The sequence below is a fragment of the Methanobrevibacter sp. genome, from assembly GCF_045586545.1.
In the GTDB taxonomy this organism is placed as follows: domain Archaea; phylum Methanobacteriota; class Methanobacteria; order Methanobacteriales; family Methanobacteriaceae; genus Methanocatella.
In genome coordinates, this window is sequence record NZ_JAZNAN010000026.1 from 20,909 (window position 1) to 41,408 (window position 20,500).

General features: G+C 35.5%; 15 protein-coding genes. 3 read left to right on the top strand and 12 right to left on the bottom strand.

Annotated elements, in window-relative coordinates; all coding sequences use genetic code 11:
- Positions 1-8: 8 nt before the first annotated feature.
- The 3 genes from argF to purD form a co-directional block, all read right to left on the bottom strand.
- Positions 9-917 (bottom strand): ornithine carbamoyltransferase, encoded by a 909-nt coding sequence (argF, locus tag ACKI3D_RS02275; protein ID WP_407391952.1) that lies wholly within the window; start codon positions 915-917, stop codon positions 9-11.
- Between the two features lie 64 nt (positions 918-981).
- A complete protein-coding gene (locus tag ACKI3D_RS02280; protein WP_407391954.1) occupies positions 982-1,827 on the bottom strand; it encodes a TMEM175 family protein in 846 nt (281 codons plus the stop codon).
- A 27-nt stretch (positions 1,828-1,854) separates the two neighbouring features.
- Positions 1,855-3,165: a phosphoribosylamine--glycine ligase gene (gene purD, locus ACKI3D_RS02285; protein WP_407391956.1), complete on the bottom strand. Its 1,311-nt coding sequence runs from the start codon at positions 3,163-3,165 to the stop codon at positions 1,855-1,857.
- A 108-nt stretch (positions 3,166-3,273) separates the two neighbouring features.
- Between purD and ACKI3D_RS02290 the strand changes: the two genes are divergently transcribed.
- The 3 genes from ACKI3D_RS02290 to ACKI3D_RS02300 all read left to right on the top strand — a co-directional run bounded on the left by ACKI3D_RS02290 (position 3,274) and on the right by ACKI3D_RS02300 (position 5,871).
- Positions 3,274-3,861, top strand: a complete 588-nt coding sequence (locus ACKI3D_RS02290; protein WP_407391958.1) for an Ig-like domain-containing protein — start codon at positions 3,274-3,276, stop codon at positions 3,859-3,861.
- A 69-nt stretch (positions 3,862-3,930) separates the two neighbouring features.
- Positions 3,931-5,301, top strand: a complete 1,371-nt coding sequence (locus ACKI3D_RS02295; protein ID WP_407391960.1) for an MATE family efflux transporter — start codon at positions 3,931-3,933, stop codon at positions 5,299-5,301.
- A gap of 36 nt (positions 5,302-5,337) precedes the next feature.
- Positions 5,338-5,871 (top strand): nitroreductase family protein, encoded by a 534-nt coding sequence (locus ACKI3D_RS02300; protein ID WP_407391962.1) that lies wholly within the window; start codon positions 5,338-5,340, stop codon positions 5,869-5,871.
- Between the two features lie 76 nt (positions 5,872-5,947).
- Here the strand turns inward: ACKI3D_RS02300 and argS are convergent, their stop codons facing one another.
- The 9 genes from argS to ACKI3D_RS02345 form a co-directional block, all read right to left on the bottom strand.
- A complete protein-coding gene (gene argS, locus ACKI3D_RS02305) occupies positions 5,948-7,648 on the bottom strand; it encodes an arginine--tRNA ligase (RefSeq protein ID WP_407391963.1) in 1,701 nt (566 codons plus the stop codon).
- Between the two features lie 19 nt (positions 7,649-7,667).
- Positions 7,668-8,093 carry a signal peptidase I gene (locus ACKI3D_RS02310; RefSeq protein ID WP_407391965.1) on the bottom strand — a complete coding sequence of 142 codons (426 nt, stop codon included), beginning with the start codon at positions 8,091-8,093 and terminating at the stop codon, positions 7,668-7,670.
- 5 nt (positions 8,094-8,098) lie between these two features.
- On the bottom strand, positions 8,099-9,373 hold the full coding sequence (hemL, locus tag ACKI3D_RS02315) for a glutamate-1-semialdehyde 2,1-aminomutase (RefSeq protein ID WP_407391967.1): 1,275 nt from the start codon (positions 9,371-9,373) through the stop codon (positions 8,099-8,101).
- Between the two features lie 9 nt (positions 9,374-9,382).
- Positions 9,383-10,012, bottom strand: coding sequence for a cobalt-precorrin-8 methylmutase (locus ACKI3D_RS02320; protein ID WP_407391969.1), 630 nt, complete (start codon positions 10,010-10,012; stop codon positions 9,383-9,385).
- Between the two features lie 81 nt (positions 10,013-10,093).
- Positions 10,094-11,287: an NAD(P)/FAD-dependent oxidoreductase gene (locus tag ACKI3D_RS02325; RefSeq protein WP_407391970.1), complete on the bottom strand. Its 1,194-nt coding sequence runs from the start codon at positions 11,285-11,287 to the stop codon at positions 10,094-10,096.
- 22 nt (positions 11,288-11,309) lie between these two features.
- The gene (gene aspS, locus ACKI3D_RS02330; RefSeq protein WP_407391972.1) at positions 11,310-12,629 is read right to left on the bottom strand and encodes an aspartate--tRNA(Asn) ligase; all 1,320 of its coding nucleotides are present in this window, start codon (positions 12,627-12,629) and stop codon (positions 11,310-11,312) included.
- Positions 12,630-13,452: 823 nt separating this feature from the next.
- Positions 13,453-14,724 carry a histidinol dehydrogenase gene (hisD, locus tag ACKI3D_RS02335; RefSeq protein ID WP_407391974.1) on the bottom strand — a complete coding sequence of 424 codons (1,272 nt, stop codon included), beginning with the start codon at positions 14,722-14,724 and terminating at the stop codon, positions 13,453-13,455.
- A 7-nt stretch (positions 14,725-14,731) separates the two neighbouring features.
- Positions 14,732-16,381, bottom strand: a complete 1,650-nt coding sequence (gene ilvD, locus ACKI3D_RS02340; protein WP_407391976.1) for a dihydroxy-acid dehydratase — start codon at positions 16,379-16,381, stop codon at positions 14,732-14,734.
- Between the two features lie 283 nt (positions 16,382-16,664).
- Positions 16,665-20,500, bottom strand: a 3,836-nt coding sequence (locus tag ACKI3D_RS02345) for a Cna B-type domain-containing protein (protein WP_407391978.1), incomplete at its 5' end; no start/stop codon positions are given.

Consider the following 20,500-nt stretch of genomic DNA (forward strand, 5'->3'; position numbering starts at 1 on the left):
TTAAAACCCTAATCTTTCATATAATAATATAGAACAGCTTTTTGTGCATGCATTCTGTTTTCCGCTTCATCAAAAATAACGGATTGCGGGCCGTCAATTACATCGGCAGTAACTTCTTGGCCTCTGATTGCAGGTAAACAGTGCATGAAAATAGCTCCATCATTAGCCAAATTCATCAAATCGGAATTAACCTGGAATGGTGCAAAGTCCATTTCTCTTTGTTCCGCTTCAGCCTCATCGCCCATACTGACCCAAACATCAGTATAAACAACATCAACATTTTCCAATGCAACGCCAATATCATCACTGACAATAATTTCAGTGTTGTTTTCGGAGGCATATTCTTTTGCAGTCTCTAAAATATCTTCAGCAGGTTCATAACCTTTAGGGCAAGCTACAGACATGTCCATTCCTAAAAGAGGAGCAATCAATAAAAGGGAGTTGCATACATTATTTCCATCACCGACAAAACAGATTTTCTTACCTTCCCAATCACCCAAATGTTCTTTGATTGTTAACATGTCAGCCAACGCTTGGCAAGGATGTTCCAAATCGGTCAATCCACTGATAACAGGTATGTCAGCATGTTCAGCAAGCTCTTCAACATCGGAATGCTTTTTAGCGCGAATCATTATTCCATCAACAAAACGGCTTAAAACCTTTGCAGTATCATAAATCGGTTCGCCTCTACCCATCTGCAAATCGTTGGAAGACAAAAAGATTGCTCTTCCACCCAATTGGTACATTCCAACATCGAAAGAAAGTCTAGTTCTTGTAGAAGACTTTTCAAAAATCATCGCTAATGTTTTTCCTTCAAGAGGTCTTTCTTCCATTTTGCCCGCTTTGATTTTGCTAGCTAAATCTAAAATGTATTTAACATCATCTTTGATGTCTTTTACTGACAATAAACTACCCATTCAAATCCCCTTTATATATAATATAGAAAAATAAATATTTTTTATTTATATATATTAAAGTTTTCTATGAATTTTTATATTGGTACCAAGTATCTAAAATAGTGGATAACACTGGAATCAATAGGAATAGATATATATACTTGTTTGAAATATTAAAATCCAGGAGATTTACGATAATTGTTAAGCCCATTATACTTCCTAATGTGAGTAAAACATGGTTCTTTTCTGTTTTTGAAGGTTTATTTTCTAAAAAGTCTTTTTTATATGCATAAACATACATTAATAAAAATGAAATTATTGCCAGCAAAATGTTTATTCCAAATACAACCTCAGATGCGAAAAATTCAGCATAGTTTCCTATTAAACTGGTTGAAAAAGGAATAAATGATATGCAGATTAAGAATATGATATTTAACCATAGATATAGAATATTCAGATTTTTAAGTTTTATATATTCATGGTGATAGATCCAAAAAGAGCTTATTATGACAAAACTTACCAAAGTGACTCCAATTGTAGGAAGCAATGATAAAAAAGTTGATAGAAAATTTTCATAAGTATACTCCGCCAATTCGGGAATGGTAATGCCGAATATAAGAAGGGTCATTACGATACTGAAAATACCATCGGAAAGACCTACCAACCTTCCAGGGTCAATACCGACATTCTTATCAAATGCATCCCAAATACGACTGAAAAAGCTATTATTAGAGTTTCCTTGACTATTTTCACCATCAGTAGAATTAATAAGAAGAGTATTACCCTGAAGATTTGTTCCAGAGTATTTCTCCTGCATGAACTCTCTTAATTCTTCCAAAGTCTCATCATCCCAATCATTTTTAATTGCATCAAGATGATTTTTGATTCTTATAAGTTTTTCATATTTTTCATCGATTTCTTCATCACTCATAAACATCAAAAAAATTTTAAAAGAAATTTAATTTAAAATTTCTTTCATATGTTCAATACGTTTGTTCACAAGTTCGGTTGTTCCCACATCTCTTCTGTGGTAGACATTACCTTTAACAAACTCGCATGCTTTTTCAGCTATTTTTTCAGCTTCTTCAATGCTTTCGCCACTAGCTACAATGCCTAATGCCCTTGAACCAGATAGGTGAATCCCATCATCTTCGGCTGAGACAGCTGCATAAAATACTTTAGCGCCCAATTTTTCAATAGCTTCCTCATCAACTTCAATTAATTCACCGGCATATTGAGTTTCCGGATATCCGTCAGGTACGATGTATTTGCATACGCTAGCTTTATCTTCAAATTCCACTGAATCTAGATTGCCGTCTACAATAGATTGACAGACATCAACTAATGGAGTTTTAAGTAAAGGCAAAACGTTCATTGCTTCAGGGTCACCAAATCTTGCATTATACTCGATTAATTTAGGGCCATCAGCGGTCAACATGAACTGGCCATAAAGAATTCCTTTGTATGGCTCTGCCTCTTCGGCAATAGCTTTTAAAGTTGTTTGCATTATATCTACTGCCTTATCATAATCTTCTTGACTTAAGAATGGTAATAATCCTCCTACATCAGAGTATGAACCCATACCACCAGTAATTGCACCTACATCCCCTTCAAATGCATGAGGATGGTCTTGTGCGGCAGGCATTGGAGCCAAGTGTTCTCCATCACAGAATGCCTGTATAGTGAATTCTTCACCAATTAATCTTTCTTCAATAATTACTTGAGCAAAACCACCCATTTCATTGTCAATTACTTCACATGAGTATTCTTTTGCTTCTTCATTATCTTTAAGGTGGTCACCTACAATTTTAACTCCTTTACCACCAGTTAATCCAACCGGCTTTACAACAACATCACGGTCAAATTCATCCAAGAATGCAGATACGTCTTCTGAGTTATCAAATACTTTGTAGACTAAAGATCCTTCAATTTCGTAATCTTCAAACAGTTTTCTCATAAATGACTTGTCAGTTTCGATTCTTGCTGCACTTTGAGTTGGTCCAACACAGCTTATTCCATTTTTTTGAAGCTCATCTACAATTCCTTTTCCAAGGGGAGCTTCAGGACCAATAAATGCAATGTCAATGTCATTTTCAACAGCATATTCCGCTACTTTTTCAACTTCTCCTTCGTCACCTTGCTTATATTCAGCAATTTTTGACATTCCAGGATTTATTTTACTCATGTAACAGTATAATTCTACATCATCCTTAAGGGCATCAGCAATAGCATGTTCACGAGCACCAGTTCCAACAACTAAAACCTTCATGATAAATTCTCCTATTGATTAAAATTATGTAATTAAAAATATTTAAAACTATATTTACATAGTATAATATATCATTTAACACAAACTTTAAAATAGTGGTGATACTTAATGGATAAAAAAATTATAATTGCTCTTATCGTGATTGTTTTAATAGCTCTTGGAGGAATTCTTGCATTCTCGAACGGCATTAAATCAGATACTCAAATAAATTTTTTAAGCAATAGTACTTTGAATAATGGAGACCAAATCCAATTTGAACTTAAAGATGCTCAAGGTAATGTTCTTGCAAATCAAGAAGTTACCATTACATTCGGAGCTAACGGTGAAAATCAGAATTACACAATTGTAACCGATTCAGAAGGTAAAGGCGGATTGCTTTTGGAAAATGAAGAATATGGAAGCTATAACATAACCGTTACCTATGCCGGTGATGACAAACACAACGGATGTTCCGCCAGCCAGACAGTAACTGTCGGTGAGGTTTACTCAGAAAGTACCGATTCCTATTCCGACACCCCTTCACAATCCAGCAGCGACACATCATCCGACTCATCTTCAGACTTAAACTATGATAGTGAACTAAATGTATATTATGATTCAGATGGTAAAATAGTTGGAGGTCAAAACGACGGCGCTAGCTACGATTATATCAAAAATAACCCGCCTGAAGTTGATGAAGAAGGTAATTTAGTATAACCCTCTTCTTATTCTTTTTTTATTTTGAACTTATTTTTTAACACTACTTATTAATGAAATGGGAAGATTATGGAAAAAAACAAAAACATTGAAATGATTACAGGAGACCCAAAAAAGGCAATAAACAAACTATCCCTACCTATTATAGCAAGTATGTTTTTAATATTTGCAAATAACATTATTGACAGCATATGGGTAGCGGGGCTTGGTGCAGAACCACTAGCTGCACTTGGATATATCACCCCATTATTTATGATTATTGTCGGATTTGGAAATGGTCTGGGAGCCGGTGGTAACTCTTTAATATCAAGATATATCGGAGCCGAAGACAAGAATTCAGCCAATAATGCAGCAATACACAATCTTATCTTAAGTATTGTTGTGTCTGTTATTATTTCAATCATTTTTGTTATTGTAATGGAACCGATGCTTAATATGATGGGTGCAAGTAGCGTGATAAACTATGCTACAGACTACGGATTCATTATATTTTCATGTACATTCGCAATTTTAATTCCTCCGATAGTTGGGGGAGCATTTAGAGCGGAAGGAGATATCAAAAGAGCTACCGTCCCAATTGCACTTGCGGCAATAATCAACATGATTCTAGATCCAATATTCATCTACACTTTAGGAATGGGAATCAAAGGAGCCGCATGGGCAACCGTACTTGGTCCACTTATAAGCTTAGGAGTAATGCTATATTGGATTTTCGTTAAAAAAGACACCTATCTATCATATAACTTCAAAGACTTCCATAATGACCTTAAAATCTATAAGGACATTTTAGTTGTTGGTATTCCGGCAAGCCTGGAGCAATTGGTATTGTCAGTCTTGACAATATTTGTAAACTACATGCTTACAATCGTGTCAGGCCCGGTTGCCGTAGCTGTCTATACCGCAGGTTGGAGAATAGTAAACATCGGAATGCTTCCTGCAATAGGAGTTGGGACCGCAGCAATATCAGTAGCTGGAGTTGCATATGGAGCTAGAAAATATGAAAATTTAAGAGTAACAGCAAGATATGCTGTAAAAGTTGCATTAATAGCTTCAATTATAGTATGTATAATTCTAAATGTATTTGCAAACCAAATTGCATTCATCTTTTCATATTCCGAAAGCAGCGCACAATTAGAGCCGTTAATTGCAAGTTTCCTGCAGATAATGAGCCTATTCATCTTATATGTTCCATTTGGAGCGAGTGCAGGTAATGTCTTCCAAGGGGTCGGAAAAGGAACAATATCCTTTATATTGACAACATTTAGGGAATTCATACTAGTGTTAATCTTTGCATATCTTCTAGGATTTACATTCAACCTGGGAGAATTTGGAATATACTGTGGAATGCTTCTTGGAGGAGGAATAGGCTCCCTGATATGTTATGCATGTATAGAGCTTTACATTAACAAGCTGATAAGGAGTCAAGAGCCCAGTGAGTGATGAATTGAAGCAATGATAAATTAGTGGAGATTTAATATGAACCAAACTATCAAAGATTTAAAAACAAGAAGAAGTATCAGAAAGTTTAAAGACGAACAAATCTCAGATGAAGATTTAAAAATAATCTTAGAAACAGGAACTTACGCCCCAACAGGACGTGGTGCGCAATCACCTAAAATTGTTGTAATTCAAAATCCTGAAACCATCAAGGAATTTTCAGCATGGAACAGAAGCTTTTTCCCAGTCGATGTTCCAGAGGATATGGATCCATTATATGGCGCAAAAACACTTTTAATCGTTTTAGCCAATAGCGAGTTTCCAACATATGTTGAAGATGGGGCAAGTGTGCTGGCAGTTCTAGTCAATGCGGCTCATGCAGTTGGTGTTGGTTCTTGTTGGATTCACAGAGCACGTGATGAATTTGCATCTGAAAAGGGAAAAGCACTATTAAAAGAATGGGGAATACCTGAAACATACGAAGGAATCGGCCATGTGGTTTTAGGATATCCTGATATGGAAGCTCCTGAGCCATTGCCAAGAAAAGAAGATTATATCCACTATGTGGATTAATTCTAATTTTTTATGTGTTTTAAAGAATAACCTATCTCAAAAAAAGAAATTAAAAGATGAGTTAAATTATACTCATCTACATTTTTTCAGGTGCCGCAACACCTAAAATATCTAAAGCATTTTTAATGGTTATCTTAGCTCTGTCAACTAAAACTAGTCTAGTATCCTCAACATCAGAACCTATTACTTGTTCTGACTTATAGAACTTATTGAATGAGCTAGCTAAATCCTGTGAATATTGTGTGATATTGTGAACTCTCTTTTTATTTGCACAATCCTCTACAACCTGTGGGAATTTAGCGATTTGCCTGATTAAATCCTGTTCCGCTTCATTAGGACTCCATTCCTCACTAACACTTAAGGAACTAATATCCTTGCCTGATTTGGCAAGTAGCTTGCATGCTCTTGCATGTGCATATTGAATAGATGCACATCCTCTCTCAAAGCTTAAAGCTTCATCCCATTTGAATGTCAAGTGCTTTTCTGGAGACAATTTAGCAATGAAGAATCTTACTGCTCCAACACCGATATCTTCAGCCATCGGTGCAATTTCATCATCTGACAAATCAGGATTTCTTGATTTGATTTCGTCGGTTGCCCTTTTAACCGCTTCATCAATGAGGTCATCAACAGATACGAATTTGCCTTTTCTTGTTGACATTGAACCTTCAGGCAATGTAATAAATTCATAAAAGATTACTTCAGGCGGAGTTTGTCTGAATATTTCTTCAAATATCACCTTGATTTGTTTGGCTGCCAATTTGTGGTCTGAACCTAATATGTCAAGTACAGTATCTCCTAGAGTGGCTTTATATTTGTGATATGCCAAATCACGTGTAGAGTAAAGTGAAGTACCATTAGACCTTCTTAAAACAAACTCTTTTTCAATGTTAAAGTCAGTCAAGTCAATGTACAATACATCATCTTCTCTTGTAAATCCTTCTCTTTGAATGTATGTGACTAAATCATCAACTTCACCGCTTCTTACAAACTGGCCTTCCCATACGAAATCGTCATGGACAATGTTCATTCTCAATAGTGATTCCTTCATTCCACTAATGCATTTAGAGACAACATCTTCAAATACTTTGTTTAACTCTTCATCCGAACCTTCTTCGTATTTTTGGATTAATTCATCGACTTTAGCATTCAAGGCTTCATCTTCATCAACTGCCTTATTTGCATCAAAGTATAACTTTCCAATCTTGTGGTCAAGCTTGTCTCCTTCATAATCGTCAATGTTGAGCCCACATTCTGTTATGCCGCATACAATAATAGCTATTTGACGGCCCATATCATTAACATAATATTGAGTTTCAACATCCCTTCCAGCCAAGCGTAAAAGTCTTGCAAGGGAATCTCCAAAAATGGAGTTTCTGATATGTCCAATATGTAACGGACCATTAGGATTGGCTGAAGTGTGCTCTAAGATTATTTTTTCACCATATTCAGGAAGCTGTCCGTAATTTTCATCGACTTTTTCCAATAGCAGTTTGGAAAATTTATCATAATCAATGAAGAAATTTACATAAGGTCCGAAGTTTTGAACTTTGGTGAAAATTTCCGGAACTTCAATCTTGTCAACCAAATCCTTGGCAACTTCCGGAGGGGAAGTCCTTAATTTTTTAGTAAGTGCAAATGCAATAGTGCTTGCCAAATCACCTAACTCCGGGTTTGGAGGAAATTCCAATTTGAAATTCCTATCAATCTCTACATCATATTGATCTAATGCCTTGTTAATAGCATCAATCGCTTGTTTTTCAATTTCAAAATACATTAACTCACCTTAATAATAATTATAACCCTCTTAACCAAAGGGAAAGATAACCAATTTTTGGAATAACGACCAAATTATCGCCAAATGTTACTACTTTTTCTTTGATTTGGCCTGGAGAAACATAATATGGGTCGGGTTTATCATTATTGTCTCCCTTAATTACATACATCGTAGTTCCATTAATATCCGCAGTGCCTATAATTCTATGGATTACAGGTTGGTTATACCATGCTGCATCGTAAACGACTACATCACCGACTTGAACATCTTCGGGATTGAATTCATGTATTCCGAAGAAATCCGCTTTTTCAACGAGGACGATGTCCCCTCTGTAAAATGCCGGTTCCATACTCCCTGAAACAACAACATTCAGGTGTTGTGCAGCAATCAAAACAATTATCAGAATAATTGCATAAGTTGCAATTTCCTTAAAGTCAATTTCCATTCAAATTACCTTCTTCTTTTTTTAAATGCAGCTTCCAAAGCAATTTCAATAGCTTCAGAAGTCTTTTGTAAATCTGCCATGCTATGTGCATTTGAAATAAAGTTACATTCAAATTGAGATGGCGGGATAAATACGCCTTCTTTTAATAAGGCCTTGAAATATCTTAAGAATTTTCTTCTATCAGACTCCTGTGCATCAGCATAATTGTAAACCGGTGCAGGATTGAAATAAATTTGAAACATTGAAGCAAGTCCAACTGGTTGAATATTGTATTCCTCATCATCTATTATTGATTGAATATTGCCCCTTAAGAAATTACCTTTTCTCTCTAACTCCTTATAGAATGCATCATCAAGTTGAGTTAGTGTAGAAATACCTGCCTGAACGGATACAGGATTTCCTGAAAAGGTACCTGCCTGATAAACCGGACCGTTTGGAGCAATCAATTCCATAATCTCTCTTTTTCCACAGAATGCTCCCATAGGAAGTCCTCCGCCTACAATCTTACCGAGGGTTGTCAAATCAGGAGTTACACCATAATATTCTTGAGCTCCACCGCGTGATGCTCTAAAACCAGTGATGACTTCATCAAATATTAAAACAATACCATTTTCTTCAGTGATTTTTCTGATAAACTCTAAAAATCCTGGTTTAGGTTCAATACAACCAACATTACCCATGACCACTTCCATAATAATGCATGCAATGTTTTCGCCTTCCTTTTCAATTAACTCAGATAAAGCTTCCTCATCATTGAATGGAACGGATAAGGTATTTTTAGTGGTATCTTCAGGAATTCCCGGAGAATCCGGCAATGTCGCAGCACCAGAACCGCCCTTAACCAATACATAATCATGTGCACCGTGATATGCACCTTCAAATTTAACAATCTTGTCACGACCTGTGAAACCTCTTGCAAGCCTGATTGCACTCATGGTTGCTTCAGTTCCACTATTACAAAATCTTACCATTTCAGCTGAAGGAATTCTATCAACAACTTCCTTTGCAAGAGTTATTTCATTTTCAGTAGGAGTGCCGTAAGCAGTACCCATAGTCAATTGATTAGAAACTTCCCTTACAACTTTAGGATCTGCATGACCCAATATTAATGGACCATAAGCTAAACAATGGTCAATATAAGTTTTTCCATCAGCATCTGTTAGGCGGCATCCTCCAGCACTTTTAACAAAAAATGGATAAGGTTTAAAAGCACGTACTGGAGAGTTTACTCCACCCGGGAAATATTTTTTAGATTCATTGAACAGTTCTTCAGAAAACATTTTATCACTCTATAAATGTTGGATTAATGAGTTTACGCAAGCTACAGCAATCGGTGTTCCGCCTTTTGGTCCTTCAACAATTATGTTAGGAATATCAGAATTATGGAGCGCTTCTTTAGAATCCGCAGCTCCCACAAAACCAACCGGAACTCCTACAATAGCTTTAAGATTCATTTCACCTTTTTGGTATAAATCCATAGCTTCAAAAACAGCAGTTGGAGCATTACCAGAAACTACAATTCCTTCAAAATCATTGCTGGCCGCATATCTCATTGCAGCAGCAGCTCTTGTAATTTGATTTTCTTTTGCAATTTCAATTACTTCTTCATTTTTAATATAACACTCAACTTCCCCTTCATATCTAGTAATACCATATTTAACCATGTTAATATCAGTTAAAATGGTTTCCTTATTTCTAAGGGAGGCCATAGCTGCATCTACAAAATCAGGACTGATTTTTACCAATTTTGCATATTCAGGATCAGCTGTTGAGTGAACAATCCTCTCAACAATGTCTCTTTCAGCAGGATTTAAATCTTTGACATCATCTCCAATAAGGCCACGGATAATTTCTCTACTTTTATTAGCAATATCCAAACCTTGCTTAGTTGATGCACCCATGAACATTTTGTCTGTCATAATATAACTATTGGTAAATATATAAGTTAAATATTTTGTTATCTTTAAAAGCAATTTTGAAAAAATAGATAATTTAGTAAATTATTTTTCACTGGCTGAAAGTCCTGCAAGGTAACCGGTTGAAAATGCAATCTTTAAATTGTATCCTCCGGTAGGCCCATCCAAATCCAGAGCTTCCCCTGCAAAGTATAAACCAGGCATTATTGTAGATTCCATTGTCTTAGGATTAACATTGGCTAAATCAATACCACCAATTGTAATTTTAGCTAAATCTTTATTAAAACCAGTTATTTCAAAGGTGAACCTTTTTAAATTTTCAATCAAACGATTTTTACTTTTTTTATTGATTCGAGACAGTTGTGTCTGGCCATCTAGGTTAATTTCATCCAAAAAGAAGTCTATGAAACTGTTAGTCAAAAATTGCTTAAGGTAATTCTTAATCATCGTCTTTCCTTTAGCCTGGAAATCTTTGCTGAATTTATCCTGCAGGTCTTCACGACTAAATTTCGGGCATAAATCAATAGCTATTTCCAGGTCGACTTCAGGATTTGATTCTAACAAGTTATAGCTTAAACTTTTAGAAATCTCATTGCTCAGATTGATAATTCCCGGACCGGTCAGACCCACATGAGAGAATAAAGCATTTCCTTTAACTTTTGTTTTCTTATAGATTATAACAACATCATATAAGGTTACACCAGCAATGCTTGAAAGATCTTTTTTAGTAATCAATGGAGTGAGACCATACTTGATGTCTGTTAGGGGCTGTGAAGTCAGTGAATAGTTTTTGATACTGCATCCAGTTTGTGGATATGTAATGCCCCCTGTAGCGATTATAATCTTATTAGCTTTTATCCTGTTATTTATAACAAAATCATCACTTATTGATGTTGCTTCAAAGTTATAACTTATAACAACATCATCCAAACAATTAATTAATCCTTCCAAAACATCAATGGATTTCTCTGTTTCGGGAAAGATTCTATTGTCCTCTTCCTCAATAAAATCAAAATCAAACAATGAAAATAAGTCCTCATTTGTAAATGTAAAAAAAGAGTGTTTTAAAAAGTTTTTTTGAGGATAAATATTCAATAGCTTTTTTAGTGGCTTATTGTTTGTAATATTGCACCTTCCTCCACCGGTCAGCAATAATTTACGTCCTAGTGAGGAATTTTTCTCAAGCAATATTACGCTGGAAGAGTTTTTACCGGCTGCAATTGCAGCCATGATTCCAGCGGGACCTCCGCCAATAATAGCTATATCATATTCTTCCATATCAATCTAAAAAAGAAAAGAATTAAGGGGTTAATCTGTGTCTGTCTCTTGGGAAGAGTACACATTCACGGATGTTTTCAGCGCCTGTAAGTACCATGGTTAACCTATCAGCACCTAAACCCCAACCTGCGTGAGGAGGCATACCATATTTAAATGCAGTCAAGTAGCTTCCAAACCCATCAGGGTTTAATCCTCTTTCTTCAATCTGCTTTACGAGCAAGTCATATTGGTGAACACGTGTAGCACCAGATGATAACTCCAAGTTATTGTACATTAAATCGAATGCATGAGAGTGAATTTCATCACCATCTTTAGGCATTACATAGAACGGTTTGATTGCTGTAGGCCATTCTGTCAAGAAGTAGAAACCTCCCATTTCATCACCTAAAGCCTTTTCAGCTTCACGGGATAGGTCTTCTCCCCATTCCATTTCAACACCTTTAGCGTTAATCATGTCAACAGCATCGTCATAAGCGACCTTAGGGAAATCTTCACTAGGAATTTCCAATTCGTGACCTAAGATTTCAAGTTCATGAGCACAGTTGTCATTAACATCATTCAAGACTTGAATAAGCATGTCGTTTAAGACTTTCATTACATCATCATCGTCCATAAATGAAGCTTCAGCATCGATGGAAACCGCTTCATTCAAGTGTCTTAAGGTATCATGCTCTTCTGCTCTGAAAATTTGACCGATTTCAAATACCTTGTCCATTCCAGCACCCATCATCATCTGTTTGTACAATTGCGGGGATTGGCCAAGGAATGCTTCCTTATCAAAGTAAGCGATTGGGAATAATTCTGTTCCTCCTTCGGTAGCGGAAGCTACGAGTTTAGGAGTGTTAATTTCATAAAAGCCATTTTCATAGAAAAAGTCCCTGATAGTGTGGAACATTTGGCCTTTGATTTTAAAAATCGCTGAAACGTTTTCTTTTCTGATATCTAAAAATCTTGAATCTAATCTAGTATCAATTCCAGCTTTAACCTTTTCTGTAGGATCCATCGGTAAAGGTTGGTCAGCCAAGTTTAGGACTTTAACTTCTTTAGGAATGATTTCGACACCGTTTGGTGCTTTTGCTGATTCCTGTACAGCACCTTTAATAGCTACAACGGATTCTTTTCTGAATTCTCTTAATTGTTTTAAAATATCTTCATCTACTTTTTTGCTTGGAGCGGTTACTTGAATTCTACCGGTTACATCACGGATGATTACAAACATGATTCCACCGAAATCACGGATTTCATGTATCCAGCCCATGATTGTAATGTCACTTCCTGCGATTTCAGGAGTGCATTGGTTAGAATAATGAGTTCTTCTCCAGTCTTTTAATAAACCTTGCAAATTATTCACCTCGAGGTTTGTAAAAATAATTAATTAATTAATTTAAACTTTAAAAAAAGTGTCTTTCTATTAATGAAAGTGTTGAATATGAATTAAACATATTCTTGATTATAATGTTAAGTAACATAATATATAAAGTTAACTAAAAAGATAGAAAAATACTTATTTTTAAAAAATAAAGATAAATAATTATTAAAATTAAATAAAAACATTAAATTAATGTTGTCTAAGTTTATAGGCAAAACCTATAAACTACCACCAGATTAGACAACTGTTTTACCAATAAATAGAGTTCCTAATTTAATAGGAAGTGATGAATATGAAAAATCATATTCTTGAATAAAATATAGATTAACATGATATATAAAGTTAACTAGAAAGATAGAAAAATACTTTTTTTAAAGAAATAATGAAAATAAGGTTGGGAAGAGTTACGCAAAACTTCCAGATGGTGGGCTTTGAAAAATCACGAACCAACCTTACAATATTCGACTATCATACGAGATTATTTCATTAATTATTGAAATGGTAATAAATTACAATAACGTCAAGAATAATCAAGACTAAATCGAGCACGATTAATATCATGCTCAAAATCCTCACCTCCTATTAAGAAATAGGAGAATTAAATTATAACTTAAAAATAAATTACAACCCCTATTTATCAGTTAAGTTATTAATTTATCTATTACAAAATATAATTAGTTAATATCCTATATAAAGAGCTTAGAAAGTCAAAAAATAAAATTGAAATGCTTTAAGAACTTTTTTATAAAAATAGAGAATTGATTTAAAATAAAAAATAATAGTTAATGATTAACTATTATTCTAAACGCTTTTTAAATGAGTTTGCATGTGCAAAGAATCCCTCATATTCGGCAATCGGAACAGAGGTCTTTGACAATTCATTAAGACCTTCTTTTGTAAGTCTTTGAACAGTAGGTTTTTTAATAAAGGCTTCGGTTGAAAGACCTGAATACATTTTAGCCCCTCCTCCTGTCGGAAGAACATGGTTTGTTCCGGATCCATAATCCCCTGCCGCAACAGGTGAGTATGCACCCAAGAATATTGAACCGGCATTGTTTATGTGTGATAGAGTCTCATCATCATCTTTGGTGGATATGATTAAATGTTCAGGAGCGTATTCATTTGTAACATGAATCGCTTCAGTGAATGTGTCTGTGATAATGATTTTTCCACTTTTTGATAATGATTCCTCTATAATTTCACGTCTTGGCGCAATCTCGGTCAATTGTCTGACGAATTCATCAGTTTCAACAGCTAATTTTTCTGAATCGGTTACTAAAAAACATGACGCATTCGGGTCATGTTCTGCCTGTGCCAATATGTCAGTTGCCAGAAATTCAGGATTTGCAGTTTCATCCGCTAAAATAAGCACTTCAGACGGACCTGCAGGAAACTCAATATCTACTTGACCATAGACCAATTTTTTGGCGGCAGTAACGAAAATATTTCCAGGACCGACAATTTTTTCAACACGTGGAATTGATTCTGTTCCAAAAGCAAGCCCGGCTATTGCCTGCGCTCCACCAACCTTATATATCTCATCTGCACCGGCAATATCAGCTGCAACCAAAATTGCATCCAGGATTTTACCGTCCTTTTGAGGTGGAGTGACACAAATAACCTTTTTAACCCCTGCAATTTTTGCAGGAATTACTGTCATCAATATTGATGAAGGATAAGCGGCACGACCTCCTGGGATATAACAGCCAGCAGAATTGATTGGTCTTACAATTTGGCCTGCAACAATTCCAGGATTAACTTCCATTTCCCACTCTTGTGGAATTTGCTTTTTATGAAATTTTTCAATGTTTGATGCGGCTTGCTTTAAAGCAACAAGCAATTCATCATCTAAAGTATCATAAGCCTCTTTAATTTCATCTTTGGATACTTTCAAATTTTCTATTGTAACTCCGTCAAATTTCTCTGTATACTCCCTAATAGACTTATCCTTATTTTCCTTAACATTATTTAAAATATCAGATACAATGTCCAAGACCTTATTTACATCCTCTTCTGATCTTTTGATGGTTTCAGCCAAATCAATCTCTGAATATTTGAGTATTTCCATTTTAACACTACCTTAAAATAGCACCGGTATCTGCAGAGTGAACCAATTTTTGATATATTGCCAACCATCCAGTAACATCGCTTTCAGGGTGTTTAACTTCTTTTAATCTAGCTTCAATTTCCTCATCTGTAAGTTCAACATTGATAAATCTATTTTCAATATCTATTTCGATAATGTCACCGTTTTGAATAGCAGCTATCGGACCGTCTTCCATCGCTTCAGGGGATACGTGTCCAATACATGGGCCTCTTGTTCCTCCGGAGAATCTTCCGTCTGTTATCAGACCTACATCCTTGATGTTCATTCCTGCAAGTGCTGAAGTCGGGTTCAACATTTCACGCATTCCAGGACCGCCTTTCGGTCCTTCATACCTGATTACAACAATGTCTCCCTCTTCTATTTCATGGTCAAAGATTGCTTTTGTAACATCTTCTTCTGAATCATATACCTTTGCAGGGCCTTTAAGATGCATCAAATGCTCTGCAACTGCACCTTTCTTAACAACACTTCCATTTGGGGCGAGATTGCCTTTTAATATTGCAATACCACCATCAGCATGAACAGGATTGTCTAATGTATGAATAACATCTGTATTTTTGTTTTCAACATTTTCTAAGTTCTCAGCAATTGTTTTGCCTGTTACAGTTAACTGGTTAGTATCAATCTTATCTCCTAATGTCTTAAGTACTGCCTGAATACCTCCAGCCAAGTGTAAATCCATCATTGAATCTTCACCAGCCGGGGAGATAAGTGCAATATGAGGCACATTTCTTGAAATCTCATCGAACAATTCCAAATCAACACTTAAACCTTCAACTTCGCTTGCAAGCGCAGGGATATGTAAAGCTGTATTGGATGAACCTCCCAATGCCATGTCAACAGCAATTGCATTGTTGAAAGCTTCCTGAGTTAAAATGTCGGAAGGCTTGATGTCTTCTTCGACAAGTTTAACAATCTGTTTACCTGATTCATATGCTATTTCATCATTTTCCTTGGTTCTCGCATGGGTTGTGGCACATGTTGGAAGGGATAGGCCTAATGTTTCTGTAATGCAGGCCATTGTATTTGCAGTGAACAGTCCGGAACAGCTTCCCGCACCTGGACAGGCACATTTTTCAAGTTCTGAAACTTCTTCTTCAGTCATTGTTCCTGCAGAATAAGCACCCACAGCTTCAAAAACTGTAATTAAATCAGCAGGCTTACCATTATAAGAACCGGCAGCCATTGGGCCTCCTGTTACAACGATTGATGGAACGTTTACTCTAGAAGCTCCCATAATCATTCCCGGAACCACCTTATCACAGCTTGGGATCAATACCAATCCATCAAAAGCGTGCCCTTTTGTCATGCTTTCTACGGTTGCAGCGATGATTTCCCTTGAAGGGAGGGAATATTTCATTCCTTCATGGTTCATGCTTATTCCATCACAGATTGCCATGGTATCAAATTCAAATGGAATACCTCCTGCGGCAATAATTCCTTCCTTTACAAATTCCACAAGGTCCCTTAAGTGAATATGACCCGGCACGATATCTGTAAAACTATTTGCTATACCAATGAACGGTTTTTTGAAATCTTCATCATCAAGACCACATGCACGCAATAGTGACCTATGTGGCGCTCTTTGAATTCCTTTTTTTACACTATCACTTTTCATCTAATCACACATTCTAATCAAATCAGTATTATATATTTCATTCATAACTTTTAAAATATTGGAATTATGTTAAAATTATTAAACTTCGATAAAGTAATGTAGATGAGCAATAATTTTTTGGAAAAAAAGTATTGATTAATTAAAATATTTAAAAATAAGTCTTATTAAAATAATACTTTTATAGAGAAAATATTAAATTCTAAAAGATAAATTTCATTAAATTGTATGAAAAATTTTAGTAAAAAATAAAAAATATGGGAAAAGTTAATTTCCCATAACGTGTTTAAAGTTTTCTTTTTAAAGTTACACCAACTATTGCAAGTAATGATAATAAAACCATTACGATTGGATTACCTGTAGGATGCATTGTTGAAACTGGAGGTCCTAGTTCAACAGCAATAACTTCAGCTGAATCGTTGTTGTTACTTAAATCAGGATCGTAAGTGTCACTAACAACATAAGCCTCGTTAATAAAGTGACCAGTTCTCAATGCTTGAGCAACAATTGTAAGGGAAACGCTATCACCTTCTTCCAAATCACCAATATCCCAAACTCCTGTTACAGGATCATAAGTACCTCTGGAAGCTTTATAACTAATGAATTTTAGTCCATCAGGCAATACATCAAATGCACGAGTGTTTACAGCGACATCCGGTCCTAAATTGATAACAACAATAGTAAATGTGAAGTTTTCTCCAACGCGAACATTATACTTATCAACATCTTTAATAAGCATTAAATCCGCTTCAGGAGGAACTGTTGTTGAATTATTACATTTATTGTTAGTTTCATTAGGATCAGGAGTATCGGAAGTAACATTCGCAAAGTTAATGATTGTTGCGTTAGTAGTTCTTACAATGGATACAATTTTTAAAGTTTTGGATTGCCCTTTTGCAAGATTGCCTACTTTCCAAATACCAGATTCATGATTATAAGCACCTTTTGAATCATCTGAAACATAAACTAATCCTTTTGGAAGTTTATCGGATACGACTGCATTTTCAGCAGTATCAGGTCCATTGTTTTTGACAATGATTGTCCAGACGACTCTGTCGTTATAATGGGAAACTTTTTTAGAAACTAATTTTGTAATTTCTAAATCTGCACGAGGTATTGGAGTTATAGTACAGTTTACAGTAATGTTGTTTCCGGAAGGAGGGACAAGAGTTGCATTGTTGGTTAGATTTCCAGCTTTATCAGCTAATACTTTAACAGTGATTACGGCACTGGAATTAGCGGAAATGTCAGTAATAGTCCAATAGAGTTTTTGACCGTCAACAACAAATTTGAGTAATTTAGCACCTTCCACCTTATACTCATTAGCATATACTAAACCATCAGGCAAGCTATCGATAACGGTTAAGTTATTGGTGAAATCGATATCAACAGTGTTTGAAACAGTTAAGTAATATTCCACAAACTCGTGAGTGAATGGAGTAGTATCGTTAACTGTCTTGTTAATATCCGGAATCCATTTGATAATAACTGTTTCGTTATCATAGTTGTTTGTGTAGTTCCACTCTGTTTCATTACAGGTTACGTTGACATAATTGGTAAATGTACCATCGAGTAATGCACGGGTATAGAGAGTTAAGGTCTCTTCAGTACCGTTAGCCATAGTGCCAATAGTCCAAACGTCGTTTGCGTAAGTACCTTTGGTTGCAACGTAGTCAATTAAGGCGAAATGACCAGGTAAAGCTTCATACAATTTGACATCAGTCGCAGCTGTACCGTTGAAAGCGTTGGCCACTTTAACGGTCCATACAACAATGTCACCGACGAAATACTCAGGTTTGTCAACAGTTTTTACAACAGATACATCAACGATAGGTTGCACATCAATAGTAGCATTTACTTTCTGACTGTAACCATTAGGATAAATGATAGTCTCATTGTTAACTTTAATACCAACAGCATTTGCTTGAGCTTTTACCGCAATAACAGCAGTTGTTCCTGCTGAAATGTTGGTAATCACCCAACTAATGTTTTTGCCGCTGACAGTAGCATCAACAACAACATCCGCACCGGTAATGTAAAGAGTTTCAAGATAATCTACACCATCAGGCAAACTATCAACAACAGTTAAATTATTTACATAGGTCACATTTCCAGGGTTAACAACGGTTAAATAATATGTAACGTTCTCATGGTAGAACGGTTTGCTATTATTAACCTCTTTAATAGGAATATTCTTAATAATGTTAACTGTAGCATTGTCATAGTTATTGGTGTAGTTCCACTCTGTTTCGTTACAGGTTACGTTTACGTAGTTTGTAAATGTACCATTGGTTTTTGCACGGGTATAGATGGTCAAGGTCTCTTCAGTACCATTGCCCATAGTACCAATAGTCCAAACATTGTTTGCATAAGTACCTTTAGTAACAGTGTAATTGATTAAAGTGAACTCACTTGGTAAAGTTTCATTCAATCTGACATCGGTTGCATCAGTACCATTGAAAGCGTTGGACACTTTAACAGTCCAGACAACGACATCGCCAATGAAATGTTCAGGTACGTCAACAGTTTTTACAACAGACACATCAACGATAGGTTCAACTTCAATAGTTTCATTAACTGTTTTATTATATCCGTTAGGACCAATCAAAGTAACATTGTTAGTTAAATTACCAATATCATAAGTACGGACTAAAATAGTGATTATAGCCGGAGTAGCAGGATCGATATCAGTAATTATCCAAGTAACATTGTTTGCTTCTTTATCATAAACACCCTCTTGAATAACGCGGGCGCCAGTGATGTTAATAGTCTTATTATACTCTAAACCATAAGGCATGCTATCTACAATAATCAAAGTCTTATTATAAACACCAGTTCCGATATTAGTAATTGTAATGTTATATTTCACGGATTCGTTATAGAAGACTTTAGTCTCATTAGCAGTCTTATTATGATCAGGGACAAAGGTGTTGTTAACAATCCAGTAGTAAGGAGTGCTGTTGGTAATTTCAGTAGTATATCCAGGAACTCCAACATCGACTTCATCAATGGAATACTTAATCAATGTACCATTATGTTTGAACTTATCTAAACCTTCAAAAGTGAAAGTCCAATCATTGGAAACACTTAAAGTAGCATTTCTAATAGCGTTGCCATCAGCAAGTAAAACGACAGTTACATTAGCAGGTCTATTACCGCTAACATTATTGCCATCATTCCAAACTTTAACAACAGTAACGTTAATCAATTCAATGACGTGAGTATTGTTAATCACAAAGCTAACATTATCTCCAGTAATTTCAGCAGTATAATTAATAACTTCAGTTTCGTTAATACTGTAAACAATCAAAGTACCGTTGTTCTCATACTTGTCTAAATCAAGGAAAGTGTAAGTCCAATTATTAGCATCATTCAAAACAGCAGTACGAATAACAGTTTGATTTTTAATCAGATTAACAGTGACATTTTCAGGTCTGACACCATCCTGATTACCATTATCAGTCCAAACTTTCTCAACAGTAATATTGATCAGTTCAGGAATGTGAGCGTTGGTAACAGTGAAAATATATGCACTACCATTGGAATAAGTCACGCTATAGTTTGCAACAGAGTCCTCAGTAACATTATACACAACCAAAGCACCGTTAAGATACTTAGGTAAATTCTCAAATGTATAATTCCAATCAGGACCAGTAAGCACAACAGACCTAACAGTACCATACTGATTAACCAAATTAACAGTAATATTCACAGGACTGAAACCATCTTGATTATCATTATCATTCCAAACTTTAGTAACATTCACAGTAACATTCTCAACCACACGAGTGTTGGTAACAGTGAAAATATACGCAGTACCATTGAAATAAGTCACATTATAGTTAGCAACAGAATCCTCAGTAACATTATACACAACCAAAGCACCGTTAAGATACTTAGGTAAATTCTCAAATGTATAATTCCAATCAGGACCAGTAAGCACAACAGACTCAACAAGACCATACTGATTAACTAAATTGACAGTAATATTGAAAGGTCTGACACCATCTTGATTATCATTATCATTCCAAACTTTAGTAACATTCACAGTAACATTCTCAACCACACGAGTGTTGGTAACAGTGAAAATATACGCAGTACCATTGAAATAAGTCACATTAT

What these genes read in the sequence shown, in the direction of transcription:
- ACKI3D_RS02300 (WP_407391962.1), top strand. Translation starts at nt 5,338, where the DNA reads ATGAACCAAACTATCAAAGATTTAAAAACAAGAAGAAGTATCAGAAAG.
- argF (WP_407391952.1), bottom strand. Translation starts at nt 917, where the DNA reads ATGGGTAGTTTATTGTCAGTAAAAGACATCAAAGATGATGTTAAATAC.
- ACKI3D_RS02295 (WP_407391960.1), top strand. Translation starts at nt 3,931, where the DNA reads ATGGAAAAAAACAAAAACATTGAAATGATTACAGGAGACCCAAAAAAG.
- purD (WP_407391956.1), bottom strand. Translation starts at nt 3,165, where the DNA reads ATGAAGGTTTTAGTTGTTGGAACTGGTGCTCGTGAACATGCTATTGCT.
- ilvD (WP_407391976.1), bottom strand. Translation starts at nt 16,381, where the DNA reads ATGAAAAGTGATAGTGTAAAAAAAGGAATTCAAAGAGCGCCACATAGG.
- ACKI3D_RS02325 (WP_407391970.1), bottom strand. Translation starts at nt 11,287, where the DNA reads ATGGAAGAATATGATATAGCTATTATTGGCGGAGGTCCCGCTGGAATC.
- ACKI3D_RS02290 (WP_407391958.1), top strand. Translation starts at nt 3,274, where the DNA reads ATGGATAAAAAAATTATAATTGCTCTTATCGTGATTGTTTTAATAGCT.
- argS (WP_407391963.1), bottom strand. Translation starts at nt 7,648, where the DNA reads ATGTATTTTGAAATTGAAAAACAAGCGATTGATGCTATTAACAAGGCA.
- hemL (WP_407391967.1), bottom strand. Translation starts at nt 9,373, where the DNA reads ATGTTTTCTGAAGAACTGTTCAATGAATCTAAAAAATATTTCCCGGGT.
- ACKI3D_RS02280 (WP_407391954.1), bottom strand. Translation starts at nt 1,827, where the DNA reads ATGAGTGATGAAGAAATCGATGAAAAATATGAAAAACTTATAAGAATC.
- ACKI3D_RS02310 (WP_407391965.1), bottom strand. Translation starts at nt 8,093, where the DNA reads ATGGAAATTGACTTTAAGGAAATTGCAACTTATGCAATTATTCTGATA.
- hisD (WP_407391974.1), bottom strand. Translation starts at nt 14,724, where the DNA reads ATGGAAATACTCAAATATTCAGAGATTGATTTGGCTGAAACCATCAAA.
- ACKI3D_RS02320 (WP_407391969.1), bottom strand. Translation starts at nt 10,012, where the DNA reads ATGACAGACAAAATGTTCATGGGTGCATCAACTAAGCAAGGTTTGGAT.